Origin of the sequence: Psychrobacillus antarcticus, from assembly GCF_029533155.1 — a bacterium.
Classification (GTDB): Bacteria; Bacillota; Bacilli; order Bacillales_A; family Planococcaceae; genus Psychrobacillus; species Psychrobacillus antarcticus.
Window position 1 is genome coordinate 190,251 of the sequence record NZ_JAIZDB010000001.1, and the last position, 12,077, is coordinate 202,327.

Here is a 12,077-nt window from a genome sequence, read left to right on the forward strand (position 1 = left end):
TATTTTTACTTTTTCTATTTACTTTCTCTTTATTCTTATCTATCTTGAGAATACCTTATAACGAAAAGGAAGAAGAACGAGGAGGTTCAATTAATGACAGTCAATACATCATTGGTAAATACAGTGGATTTAGTTTTAGCACGAAAGAAAATTCGTAGAGAAAAAAGGAGATTATTTTTCTCTACATTAGGTCAAAACAAAGCAGCTGTTGTTGGAGGTATCATAATACTTTTCTATATTTCACTGACTTTTCTAGCACCTATATTAGCTCCTTATGATCCTTACGCGATTAATCTACAAGATAAACTGCAATTTCCTTCATGGACGCACTGGATGGGAACAGATGATAAAGGGCGCGACATTCTCAGCAGAATACTTTATGGGTCACGGTTATCTTTAGGTGTTGGTTTTTCTTCCGTATTTTTCGGAGCATTCTTCGGAATTATTCTCGGGTTAGTAGCAGGGTATTATGGAAAATGGGTAGATACAATCATTAGTAGAAGTTTAGATGTCATGCTTGCCTTCCCAGGAATTCTATTAGCATTAGCAATTATTAGTGCTCTTGGTCCAAGCTTGATAAATGTAACAATTGCTGTAGGAGTATTTTCAATTCCTTTATTCGCGAGAATCGTTCGCGGTTCCACAATGGAAATAAAGCAATTGGAATATATTGATGCCATTAGGACATTAGGTGCAAATGACTTTACTATTATCTTTCGTCATATTTTCCCTAACATATTGTCACCTATTATTGTACAGGGTTCGTTAAGACTCGCTACTGCCATTCTATCAGCTGCTGGATTATCATTTTTAGGTTTAGGAGCACAACCCCCTTCACCTGAATGGGGAGCTATGTTATCTAGTGGCCGCGACTTTCTCTTCAGCGCACCTTATATGGCAATTTTCCCTGGTCTAATGATCTCAGTATTAGTTCTAGGTTTTAACTTATTTGGTGATGGCTTGCGTGATGCTTTAGATCCAAGAATGAAAAAGTAAAAGGAGGATTTCTTATGTTCTTATTTATAATAAAACGTTTGTTGCAAATTGTTCCTGTTATCTTGGGCGTAACATTAGTGGTCTTTTTGATCATGCAAATGGTACCGGGCGATTCAGCTGTTATATTAGCAGGAGAAGGTGCTTCTAAAGAAACAGTAGAACAATTACGAGTAGATTTGGGATTAAATAAACCAATGCACGAACAGTACATTTCATATATTAGTAATGTTGTACAAGGCGATCTTGGCAACTCTTTAAAGAACAATCAGCCCGTTTTGGATGAAATTTTAATTCGCTTACCGATTACAATGGAGCTTGCATTCTTTAGTATTCTCATTACTGTTGTGCTTGGATTAATCGCTGGAATTATTTCTGCAGTACGACCATATTCATACTCTGATATCGGAGTAATGGTTGTTGCGCTATTAGGAATTTCACTTCCAAGCTTTTGGTTAGGGATCCTGCTTATGTATGTATTCTCTATCAAGTTACAGTGGCTGCCAGTTGCCGGCTGGGATAGTACTGCACATATTATTTTACCAGCTATTACACTCGGAGCCGGTGGGGCGGCTATCGTTGCTCGAATGACTCGTTCAAGTATGCTCGAAGTCGTTGGCCAAGACTATATACGTACCGCAAAAGCAAAAGGACTGGCAGAACATGTCATTATTTATAAGCACGCCTTAAGAAATGCTCTTATACCTGTAATCACAGTTGTAGGATTACAGTTCGGTAGTTTACTTGGTGGAACAGTGCTAGTTGAATCCGTATTTGCTATTAACGGATTAGGAAGAATGATTGTTGATGCTATTCGTACGAGAGATATCCCTATGGTACAAGGCGGTGTATTAGTAGCATCTCTGGTTTTCGTATTTGTAAATCTACTAGTAGACACTATGTATAGAGTTTTTAATAAACGAATCGATTTGAACTAGGAGGTAAAAAATGATGAATGAAATTGTCTTGGAAGTTAAAAATTTAAAAACGCATTTTATTTCCAATAAAGGTACGGCTAAAGCTGTGGACGGAATCGATTTTGTTCTAAGGAAAGGAGAGACACTTGGAATAGTCGGAGAATCTGGATGTGGAAAGTCGATGACATCTTTATCTATACTACGTCTTATTCCATCCCCACCTGGAAAATTTGTAGACGGCGAGGTTTTATTGAATGGAAAAGATTTAGTGAAAATGTCAAATGAGGAATTGAGAAAAATAAGAGGAAATCAAATCTCTATGATATTTCAAGAGCCTATGACTAGCCTAAACCCCGTTATTCCAGTTGGAGAACAAATTGCAGAAGCACTAAGATTACATCAAGGATTATCTAGAAAACAAGCTTGGGATAAATCAGTTGAAATGATCAGACTAGTTGGAATCCCCTCTCCAGAAAAAAGAGCAAAACAAGAGCCCTTCCAACTGAGTGGTGGTATGAGACAGCGAATCATGATCGCCATGGCACTAGCATGTACACCTGAAGTGTTAATAGCAGATGAACCGACAACAGCACTGGATGTAACAATTCAAGCACAAATTTTAGAAATTATGAAAGATCTTCAACGCAAAATAGGAATGGGTATTATTTTCATCACACATGATTTAGGTGTTGTAGCTGAAATGTGTGATCAAGTCGGTGTTATGTACGCAGGACAAATTGTTGAACATCGAGATGCTAAAGACATCTTTAATAATCCATTACATCCCTACACACAAGGATTAATCGGATCACTTCCTAAATTGTATGAAGACCAGGAAGAACTTCAAATTATTGAAGGAACAGTTCCAAGTCCTTACGATTATCCGGAAGGATGCCGGTTTGCGGAAAGATGTCCATTTTCAACGGATATTTGTGTACAAAAAGAACCAAGCTTAATACAATATGGTGACAATGCGAAAGTAAGATGCTGGAAATATACAAATGAATGGCAAGATAGTTTAGCTAAAGAGGTGCTAAAATCATGAGTAAAGACCTTATAGAAAAAAAACCTTTATTACAAGTGATTGATTTAAAACAATATTTTGTCTTAAAAAAAGAAGCGATGTTCCAAACTAAACAAGTCGTTAAAGCTGTGGATGGGATCAATTTTGACCTTTACCCTGGTGAAACTTTAAGTATTGTTGGAGAATCCGGTTGTGGAAAATCGACAACAGGAAGATCTATCTTAAGATTAGATGAACCAACAGAAGGAGATGTATTATTTAAAGGACAATCTCTTCCAAAAATGAGCAAAAGGGAATTACGAAATGTTAGGGGAAATATTCAAGTAATATTCCAAGACCCTTATGCTTCCTTAAATCCACGACGAACTATTCGGCAAATGCTAGATGAAGCAATGGCTATCCAAAAAGTACTTCCTCCCAACAAAAGAGAAGCTCGGATGCTTGAACTAATGCAGCATGTTGGTTTACGACCGGAGTATCTGGAAAGATATCCACATGAATTTTCGGGTGGACAAAGGCAAAGAATTGGAATTGCGAGAGCTCTTGCAGTGAATCCAGAAATAATTATTTGTGATGAGGCTGTTTCCGCACTCGATGTATCAATCCGAGCACAGATTTTAAATTTGCTCAAGAAACTTCAAAAAGAATTTGATCTAACATTTTTATTTATCTCTCATGATTTAAGTGTTGTTAGACATATATCTGACCGTGTCATGGTTATGTATTTAGGGAAAGTGGTAGAGATTTCCGATAAATCATCGTTATTCGATAAACCCCTACACCCTTATACAAAAGCATTACTTTCTGCCATTCCAGTAACAGATCAAACAAAAAGAGGAGAACGAATTATTTTAAAAGGAGATGTTCCGTCACCGTTGAGTCCTCCCGTTGGATGCAGGTTTCATACTCGTTGTCCTTTCGCAACAGATCTTTGTCGCCAAAAGGAACCTGTATTAGTAGAATTAGAAAAAAATCACTCAGTAGCATGCCACTTCGCAAAGGAATTGTCATCGTAAAATTTTGATATATTATTACGTCACATTGCGTTATAATTACTATAAAATTCACATAAGCGAGAATATCGATTAACTAGTAGCCTTATTCAGCGAATATCCGCTCGCTGAATAAGGTTAAGTTTTGTTTATACAAGAAAGGACTTATGCATAATGATGCCTTTGGAAACTTTTTCATTATACGTCTTGCTATGTGTATTAGCTCCTCTTGTAGGAGCTTTTACACTTTCCTTTATAATGATTTTCGAGCGACAAATTGATAGTTTACAGAAAGAAGCTAATAGACTTAAATTAGAAAAAGAATTACAGCATGCTAATTACGACCAACTGAACCAACAGATACAACCGCACTTTTTTTTCAATGCCCTTAATACAATGCTAAGCTTAGCTCGTCTAGACAGGAAAGATGAACTTATAAAAGGTCTAGAAGTGATGGCCAAATTTTTTAAGTTTAAATATATTTCACATGCATCTCTTATTAAAGTGGAAGATGAATTAGCCTATGTGAACAATTATTTAGAAATTCAAAGGCTACGTTTCGGGGATAGACTTAATGTCATTCAAACATTAGATAAAAAATGCGAAGTAGCTTTATTACCTCCCTTTATGATTCAGACTATTGTAGAAAATGCATTCAAACACGGTTTCGAAAAAAATGTAGGTCCTGCGACTTTGAAAATAATTATCCACCACGCGGAAGATTTTATGTATATTGAAATTTGGAACACGCATCTGATTGAACCGCTACATGAGAAAAAAGTGAATACACCCCACGATGAAGGTTATGGCATTAGAAATATTCAAAAACGATTACATTTGCTATTCCCAGAACAAGCTACATACCTCATTATGAAGCATATTGGCAATGAAACATTAGTAGAAGTAAAGTTTCCACTTACTCGTTATTATGGAAAGGAGAGGCTACTTTGAATATTTTACTTGTTGACGATGAAGCTTTAGAGTTAGATCAACTAGAGTATATTATGAAAGCACATTTTCCAAATTGGATGTTCTATAAAGCACAAGATGCCTCCATCGCCCTCCAAGTTACCGAAAAAGTAAAAATATCAATAGCTTTTATAGATATCCAAATGCCTGGAAAAAACGGATTAGAGTTAGCGAAAGAGTTAAAGAATAAGTATGAAATGGATATTATTATGGTTACTGCCTTTCAATCATTCGAATATGCACAGCTTTCATTAAGAATAGGGGTAACTGATTATGTTACAAAACCTATAGTAGAGAGCGAATTATTAGAAATACTTCAGAGATATAAAAAATGGAACTCGCAAAGTGATTCTATACAACAAGTTTTACTTATTTTCCGTGAAGAGTATCATGAAAAGTTAACTCTTAGTTCTGTGGCAAATCGCATTCACTTGAACTCCACTTATTTAAGTCGTAAATTTTTCGAGGAAATTGGTATTGGTTTTGCTGACTATTTAAATGCATACAGATTAGAAATCGCTAAAAAGTTGTTAACTGAACATAAAGAAATGAGTATGGCTGTCATTGCTGAAAGGGCAGGTTTTAACAGTCAACACTATTTTAGTGTAATGTTTAAAAAGCAATTCCAAATAACTCCTTCCGAGTATCGTATAAATCCTAAAAGAACGAGAGAAATCATAACATGAGTACGTATAGACACTATATTACAGGTTCTTTAGTTTTTGGTGTATCAACAGGGATGATTAGTCTTTTAGCACGCTGGATTACGGGAAATGCTTTATTATCCTCCCCCGAAGCGCTTATTAAATATGGACTATTGGGAAGTATTGGTCTTTCTCTAGTTGGAGCTCTCTCGATGTTTTTCTTTGGTTTTATTTCCACAACGATTAGAGAAAAATTCCCTGACTTTGAAACAATCGGTGATTTGTTTCAAAAACGACTCAACAATGATGGATACTGGATAATGACGTGTATCATTCTTTTAATAGGATTGGATTCAATATTTGTCCAAGCAGTAGGAGCGTCTATCTTATTTGATTTAGCATTTAACATCCCATTCACAACATCTCTTTTTTTCTTTTTTCTATATTGTTTTATAGTTGCAGGGATTGGTGGAATGAAGTGGCTACAACGATTTGAAGGATTTTCTGTTTTTTTTATCTTTGCAGCAATCATCTTTATCCCACTTTATTTTTTCATTCAGGAGGGTGCTTTTTCAATTTACGATGGTATTCGTTTATATCATCCTTATTTATTGTTTGCTAAAAACCAAGAAACTTATTTTTTTATGATCACATTCATGTTAATTGGCTTTGGACGAATCATAACAGACGCCTCTACCTGGCAAAGACTATATATGATTGAACAAAATAAAATTCGTTTAACTTTTTGGTCGACAGCTTTTGTTTTGGGTACAATACCAATTGCACTTTCCTCTATGCTAATGATTGTAATATTTGAAGGTCCTTTTCACGAAATAAATTTGCTATTATTTCAACTCCTTACTAAGATGGATCCGATTTTTCTTATTGTTGTATTCTTCTTGTTTTGTTTTGGTACTTTATCCACAACAATTCAAGCAGATTTGCATGCGATGACAGTTCACTTTATCAAACATATCCGCCTTCCTTTAAAAGGAAGTATCTCGGATAAAAACATGAAAAAGGAGTCGTATATTTTTTCAGGAAGTTTACTTCTTTTACTATTAATCGCAACTCATTTTATCCAATTTAATTTTATAGATTTTCTTTTTCTCTTTGGTCACCTCTATGCAGCTATTATCCCTGTTATGCTTGTCATTATCTTATCTAAAGATGAGATATCCAGATTACTACCCTACTCTGCACTCATAGGCTGTCTATTTAGCATTACGCTATTTCCAGATTTAACTTCTTTACAAACAATTTGGATAAGCTTTATCATCTCGTCATTTATTTCTATTTTGTCTGTACTTTTAGAAAAAAGATCAATGTTATAAGGAAACGAAGTAAAATACTCTTGGTTTCCGAAGATCAATCTGATTTTCTTTACGCGAAAAAATCTCTTACGAATGGTTTACTTAGAGAGTATTTCCCTAAAACAGAAGATATGACAACATGCTCTAAACACTATATTGATACCTGTATAGAAAAATTAAATAAACGTCCACGTAAATGCTTAGGTTGGAAAACACCTAATGAGCTCTTCTTTTGCAAGGTGTTGCGCTTAATTTGACAATTCAAGAACGAAAAAAGGGGCAGCCCCTAACAGTCATTCTTGATGACTTTTAGGGGCTGCCCCTTTTTTCTATTATACGTTGAACCGGAATAACATTACGTCTCCGTCTTGTACGATATATTCTTTTCCTTCTAAACGAACCTTACCAGCTTCTTTTGCAGCAGCCATTGATCCAGTTTCAACTAAATCATCATAAGCTACTGTTTCCGCACGGATAAACCCTTTTTCAAAGTCAGAGTGAATAACTCCTGCACATTGAGGCGCTTTCATACCCTTAAGGTATGTCCAAGCTCGAACTTCTTGTACTCCAGCTGTAAAGTAAGTAGCTAGACCTATTAATGAGTAAGAAGCTTTGATTAACTGATCTAGGCCTGATTCTTTAATTCCTAGTTCTTCTAGGAACATTGCTTTCTCATCATCTTCTAGTACTGCCATCTCTTCCTCAATCTTCGCACATATTAGTATTACCTGTGCGCCTTCTGCAGCTGCAAATGCACGTACTTTTTGTACATAATCATTTTCGTCATCAGCCATAATATCATCTTCTGAAACGTTTGCAACATATAGCATTGGTTTTGTTGTCAGCAAATGAAAACCTTTTACTACAAGCTGTTCTTCTTCCGTAAAATCAACAGAACGACCAGATTTTCCAGCTTCAAATGCTTCTTTTAGGCGAGTAAGAACTGGTTCTTCTGCTAGTGCTTCTTTATCTCTTTGTTTTACCATTTTAATAACGCGAGCTAGGCGTTTATCAACGCTTTCTAAATCAGCTAATATTAACTCTAGGTTAATCACTTCAATATCAGAAATTGGATCTACTTTTCCAGATACATGTGTAATATTATCATCTTCGAAGCACCGAACAACCTGACAGATTGCATCTACTTCACGGATATGAGCTAGGAATTTGTTTCCAAGTCCTTCTCCTTTGCTTGCACCCTCCACAATTCCTGCGATATCAGTAAATTCAAATGCAGTAGGAACAGTTTTCTTTGGTACTACCAATTCTGTTAATTTATCTAAACGTGCATCAGGTACTTCAACTACCCCTACATTAGGATCGATAGTAGCAAATGGATAGTTTGCCGCCAGTGCCCCTGCCTTTGTTATTGCATTAAACAATGTAGATTTCCCTACGTTTGGTAATCCTACGATTCCTGCAGTTAACGCCATATATGTCACAACCCTTCATTATTTTAAACGATAAACTTTATATACAACTTGTTCATTATATTGATTTTAGCTACAAAAGTCTATCATTACTCAGCATCAGCTTGCATAACAAGCCTTTTCATCTTCTTTTCAAATTCTTTTCTAGGGATCATCACACTATGTTGGCATCCTTCGCATTTTATACGAATATCAGCCCCCATACGAATGATTTTCCAGGCGTTTGTTCCACATGGATGTTGTTTTTTCATTTCTACAATATCATTAAGTTGAAATTGTTTCTTTTCCATTCTATCACCTGCTTATTTTTCATTAGTAAAAGATATTGTCTTATGAAATTTTAATGCCATTTTGTTCAAGAAACTCTATTAAATCTCTTCGAATTTTTCTAGCAACACTGTTTTGTTTCGTAGGCATAGTCTCCGCAGTAAATCGTACAACTATTTCGGATGCATCAAAACTTTGTATCCCAAGATAACTAGGTACTTTAACAAGTTCTTCATACTTGTTAGGTAATTCTTCAAGAAATCCCTCAATATTCTTTTCCATTAATGCTATATTACTATAAGGTACAATACTAATATCTATTAATGCCAACGAGTTATAAATGGAATAGTTTATAACAACTAAAATGCTTCCATTGGGTATTATATGAAGTTCCCCTGTATAACTTTTCACTTTGGTTGTACGTAAACCTATTTCCTGTACAATCCCATTAGCTGTTCCTATCTGTACATGATCTCCCACCGCAAATTGATCCTCAAACACTATAAAAAATCCAGTAATGACATCCTTCACTAAACTTTGAGCACCAAAACCAACTGCTAGACCAACAATTCCGGCACCAGCCAGCAATCCAGCCACTTTTATACCAAATGTAGTTAAAATAGCTATAATTGAACTGAAATAAACAACATAAGTTAAAACATTTTGAAGGAGCTTTAGTAATGTATTTTGTCTGCGTTCCGAATACCCTAAAGGACTCTTCTGTCTAACTATGAAAATCTTTTGTATAATGTGCTTACCAGCTTTTATCGCAATAGCAGTTACTAATAAAATTAGCAATACTTGAATAACTATAAACCCTAGTTGTATCCAAGTCTCTTCTTTAATTAAATAATTCTTTAAACTTTGAATCGTTACTTCCATAATACTTGTTTCCACCTCACTTGAATAAATAATTTCTTAGATGCATATACTAGTTTTAAAAAGAAAGTGAGTAATTATATGAACTCTTCTTCTACTACTATTACCGAATCTTCTACAATTTATTATAAGGAAACAGGTGCAGTTTGGCGATTAAGTAACTACTTTATAGAACAAATACCATTTGACCACCCAAATCTAGTTTTTTGTTGTATTGGTACGGATCGATCTACTGGAGATGCTCTGGGACCGATGACAGGTTCTTTCTTATCACAACTTAAATCATTTCCATTTGAAATTGTTGGTACATTGGATAATCCATTACATGCACTTAACATTGAAGAAATTACAGATACTATCCAAAGCTCTCCAAAAGCTCCTTATATCATAGCTATAGATGCTTGTTTAGGAAATGCAAACAACATTGGGCAAATTATCGTCCATCCTGGCCCCTTATATCCAGGCAAAGCAGTAAAAAAAGAATTACCACCAATCGGGGAAGTCTCTATTAAAGCAATCGTAAATATCGGAGGTTTCATGGAATATAATGTTTTACAAAGTACTCGGCTTCATTTAACTTACGAAATGGGAAGAGTCATATCTCGTTCGCTACTTTTAGCTTGGCATCGGTATAATTTAAAAGTTATAAATAATCGCAACAGCAATGCCGACAATAACTAAACTCGGCAACAGATTAGCGACCCTAATTTTTGTTACCCCTAATAGATTAAGTCCAATTGCAATAATCATAATACCCCCAGTTGCTGTCATTTCTTGAAGAAACAATTCAAGGGCAGCCTCTGGTATTACTTTTGTAATTTGAGTAGCAAACAAAGCAATTGCTCCTTGATAAATTGCTACAGGAAATGCAGAAAAAAGGACGCCTATCCCTAGAGTTGCAGAAAGAACAATAGACGTAAATCCATCAATTATACCTTTACTAACCAATAGTTCATGATCGTTCTGTAATCCGCTGTTTAGGGCCCCTAGCACTCCCATTGCTCCTATAACAAATATTAATGTACCTGCAACAAATCCCTGCGCTATACCTCCGCCTTGCTTTTTAGATCCCATTTTAGTTTCTAAATACTGAGCAAATCGATTTAACCATTTATCCAAATCAATCCATTCACCTATTACCCCTCCAAAAACAATACAAATAATAACTAATACAAAATTATCACTTTCTAATCCCATTTGAATACCTAATAAAGCAACTGCTATTCCTATTGCATTCATAACTGTTTGCTTAATATTTTCAGGAATTCCCTTTAATAATCTACCAATTAATGCGCCTACTACTATTAAAATAGCATTTACCAATGTCCCTAATAAAACCATACCCATGCCTCATTCCAATAATAAAAATATAACCTATTCCCAGGCATTGCCTAAGGAACAGGTTCTTAATCTTCTAATAATTGCAATATCCGTTCTAAATCATCATCTGAATAAAACTCAATTTCAATTTTACCCTTGTCCTTGTTTTTAACAATAGAAACAGGAGTTCCGAATATTTCTCTTAAATCAGATTCTTTTTCTTTAGTAAAGATATCCTTGTGAACTTTTTTTGTTTCACGTGGAACATTTTCATTTAAACGCTGTACTAAAGCCTCTAATTGTCTAACATTTAAGTTTTCCTTCATTGATTTTTCCATGATTATCGGTATAGATTTTTTGTTTTTTAACCCAAGAAGTGCTTTTCCATGTCCCATCGATAAAATACCATCTGAGATAGCTTCTATCACAACTTGAGGTAAAGATAATAATCGAATATGGTTTGCTATATGCGGTCTACTTTTTCCTAATCTAAAAGCAAGTTGTTCCTGAGTTAAATTTAAATGTTCTATTAAGTTTTGATATGCCTCTGCTTCTTCAATTGCTGTTAAATCTTCTCGCTGAAGATTTTCAAGAATTGCAAGTTCCATCATCTGCTGGTCATTAAGTTCTCTTATCACAGCTGGAATTACTTCTAAATTAGCTAATTGAGATGCTCTAAATCTTCTTTCACCTACTACAATTTGAAACTTCGAACCCTTTTTTCTCAATATAATTGGTTGCAGAACGCCATGCTCCTTAATAGATTCGGAAAGTTCTTTCATAGCTTCTTCATCAAATATTTTACGCGGTTGAAAAGGGTTTGGTTTAATATCGATTATGAAAATTTGTTCTACTTGTTCTAATTGTTCTAAATCTTCTCCCGGGAAAAGTGCATTAATACCCTTACCTAATCCTTTAGCCATTACGAATCACTTCCCTCGCTAGTTCTAAATATACTTCTGCTCCTCTAGACTTCGGATCGTAAATAATAATAGGTTCCCCGTGACTTGGTGCCTCACTTAGTCGGACATTTCTAGGTATTATTGTTTTATAAACTTTATCTTGAAAGTACTTTTTTACTTCTTCAATTACTTGAATACCTAGATTTGTACGAGCATCAAACATTGTCAGTAGCACTCCGTCGATAGCGAGATTTTTATTTAAATGCTTTTGAACTAAACGTATTGTACTTAACAATTGACTTAAACCTTCTAAAGCATAAAATTCACATTGTACCGGAATAATAATCGCATCTGAAGCAGTTAATGAATTAATCGTCAATAATCCTAGAGATGGCGGACAATCTATAATAATATAATCATAAAGGCC

General features: G+C 35.0%; 14 protein-coding genes and 1 pseudogene. 9 read left to right on the top strand and 6 right to left on the bottom strand.

Annotation, left to right across the window (positions count from 1 at the left end; translation table 11 throughout):
• Window positions 1-93: 93 nt before the first annotated feature.
• The 8 genes and pseudogenes from LDK52_RS00990 to LDK52_RS01025 all read left to right on the top strand — a co-directional run.
• Window positions 94-996 (top strand): ABC transporter permease, encoded by a 903-nt coding sequence (locus tag LDK52_RS00990; protein ID WP_277584081.1) that lies wholly within the window; start codon window positions 94-96, stop codon window positions 994-996.
• 14 nt (window positions 997-1,010) lie between these two features.
• Entirely contained in the window at window positions 1,011-1,931 is a 921-nt protein-coding gene (locus LDK52_RS00995; protein WP_277584082.1) for an ABC transporter permease, read from the top strand.
• Between the two features lie 10 nt (window positions 1,932-1,941).
• Window positions 1,942-2,955 carry an ABC transporter ATP-binding protein gene (locus tag LDK52_RS01000; RefSeq protein ID WP_277584083.1) on the top strand — a complete coding sequence of 338 codons (1,014 nt, stop codon included), beginning with the start codon at window positions 1,942-1,944 and terminating at the stop codon, window positions 2,953-2,955.
• Window positions 2,952-3,950 carry an ABC transporter ATP-binding protein gene (locus LDK52_RS01005; protein ID WP_277584084.1) on the top strand — a complete coding sequence of 333 codons (999 nt, stop codon included), beginning with the start codon at window positions 2,952-2,954 and terminating at the stop codon, window positions 3,948-3,950. Before LDK52_RS01000 ends, LDK52_RS01005 begins: the two co-directional genes overlap by 4 nt.
• A 150-nt stretch (window positions 3,951-4,100) precedes the next feature.
• Window positions 4,101-4,877, top strand: a complete 777-nt coding sequence (locus LDK52_RS01010; RefSeq protein ID WP_277584085.1) for a sensor histidine kinase — start codon at window positions 4,101-4,103, stop codon at window positions 4,875-4,877.
• The gene (locus tag LDK52_RS01015; RefSeq protein ID WP_277584086.1) at window positions 4,874-5,581 is read left to right on the top strand and encodes a response regulator transcription factor; all 708 of its coding nucleotides are present in this window, start codon (window positions 4,874-4,876) and stop codon (window positions 5,579-5,581) included. Before LDK52_RS01010 ends, LDK52_RS01015 begins: the two co-directional genes overlap by 4 nt.
• Complete coding sequence (locus LDK52_RS01020) at window positions 5,578-6,873, top strand: SLC5/6 family protein (protein WP_277584087.1); 1,296 nt, start codon at window positions 5,578-5,580, stop codon at window positions 6,871-6,873. The genes LDK52_RS01015 and LDK52_RS01020 overlap by 4 nt, the downstream gene beginning before the upstream one ends.
• A 68-nt stretch (window positions 6,874-6,941) precedes the next feature.
• A pseudogene (locus LDK52_RS01025) lies at window positions 6,942-7,109 on the top strand (IS30 family transposase); the annotation flags it as partial.
• Between the two features lie 75 nt (window positions 7,110-7,184).
• On the opposite strand, the gene ychF reads toward LDK52_RS01025, so the two are convergent.
• From ychF to LDK52_RS01040, 3 genes are all read right to left on the bottom strand, one after another.
• On the bottom strand, window positions 7,185-8,285 hold the full coding sequence (gene ychF, locus LDK52_RS01030) for a redox-regulated ATPase YchF (protein ID WP_277584088.1): 1,101 nt from the start codon (window positions 8,283-8,285) through the stop codon (window positions 7,185-7,187).
• Window positions 8,286-8,371: 86 nt separating this feature from the next.
• Entirely contained in the window at window positions 8,372-8,572 is a 201-nt protein-coding gene (locus LDK52_RS01035) for a DUF951 domain-containing protein (RefSeq protein WP_277584089.1), read from the bottom strand.
• A gap of 40 nt (window positions 8,573-8,612) precedes the next feature.
• On the bottom strand, window positions 8,613-9,431 hold the full coding sequence (locus LDK52_RS01040; protein WP_277584090.1) for a mechanosensitive ion channel family protein: 819 nt from the start codon (window positions 9,429-9,431) through the stop codon (window positions 8,613-8,615).
• A gap of 78 nt (window positions 9,432-9,509) precedes the next feature.
• Between LDK52_RS01040 and yyaC the strand changes: the two genes are divergently transcribed.
• On the top strand, window positions 9,510-10,109 hold the full coding sequence (gene yyaC, locus LDK52_RS01045; RefSeq protein ID WP_277584091.1) for a spore protease YyaC: 600 nt from the start codon (window positions 9,510-9,512) through the stop codon (window positions 10,107-10,109).
• On the opposite strand, the gene LDK52_RS01050 is transcribed toward yyaC, so the two are convergent.
• The 3 genes from LDK52_RS01050 to LDK52_RS01060 all read right to left on the bottom strand — a co-directional run.
• Entirely contained in the window at window positions 10,065-10,769 is a 705-nt protein-coding gene (locus tag LDK52_RS01050) for a DUF554 domain-containing protein (protein WP_277584092.1), read from the bottom strand. The two genes, yyaC and LDK52_RS01050, sit on opposite strands and share 45 nt — an antisense overlap.
• A gap of 65 nt (window positions 10,770-10,834) precedes the next feature.
• Window positions 10,835-11,671 carry a ParB/RepB/Spo0J family partition protein gene (locus tag LDK52_RS01055; protein ID WP_277584093.1) on the bottom strand — a complete coding sequence of 279 codons (837 nt, stop codon included), beginning with the start codon at window positions 11,669-11,671 and terminating at the stop codon, window positions 10,835-10,837.
• On the bottom strand, window positions 11,664-12,077 hold a 414-nt coding region (locus tag LDK52_RS01060; protein WP_277584094.1), incomplete at its 5' end, for a ParA family protein. The genes LDK52_RS01060 and LDK52_RS01055, both read right to left, overlap by 8 nt.

Bases quoted from the DNA above. Each gene is read 5' to 3' on its own strand.
- LDK52_RS00990 (WP_277584081.1), top strand. From the start codon at position 94: ATGACAGTCAATACATCATTGGTAAATACAGTGGATTTAGTTTTAGCA.
- LDK52_RS00995 (WP_277584082.1), top strand. From the start codon at position 1,011: ATGTTCTTATTTATAATAAAACGTTTGTTGCAAATTGTTCCTGTTATC.
- LDK52_RS01000 (WP_277584083.1), top strand. From the start codon at position 1,942: ATGATGAATGAAATTGTCTTGGAAGTTAAAAATTTAAAAACGCATTTT.
- LDK52_RS01005 (WP_277584084.1), top strand. From the start codon at position 2,952: ATGAGTAAAGACCTTATAGAAAAAAAACCTTTATTACAAGTGATTGAT.
- LDK52_RS01010 (WP_277584085.1), top strand. From the start codon at position 4,101: ATGATGCCTTTGGAAACTTTTTCATTATACGTCTTGCTATGTGTATTA.
- LDK52_RS01020 (WP_277584087.1), top strand. From the start codon at position 5,578: ATGAGTACGTATAGACACTATATTACAGGTTCTTTAGTTTTTGGTGTA.
- ychF (WP_277584088.1), bottom strand. From the start codon at position 8,285: ATGGCGTTAACTGCAGGAATCGTAGGATTACCAAACGTAGGGAAATCT.
- LDK52_RS01035 (WP_277584089.1), bottom strand. From the start codon at position 8,572: ATGGAAAAGAAACAATTTCAACTTAATGATATTGTAGAAATGAAAAAA.
- LDK52_RS01040 (WP_277584090.1), bottom strand. From the start codon at position 9,431: ATGGAAGTAACGATTCAAAGTTTAAAGAATTATTTAATTAAAGAAGAG.
- yyaC (WP_277584091.1), top strand. From the start codon at position 9,510: ATGAACTCTTCTTCTACTACTATTACCGAATCTTCTACAATTTATTAT.
- LDK52_RS01050 (WP_277584092.1), bottom strand. From the start codon at position 10,769: ATGGTTTTATTAGGGACATTGGTAAATGCTATTTTAATAGTAGTAGGC.
- LDK52_RS01055 (WP_277584093.1), bottom strand. From the start codon at position 11,671: ATGGCTAAAGGATTAGGTAAGGGTATTAATGCACTTTTCCCGGGAGAA.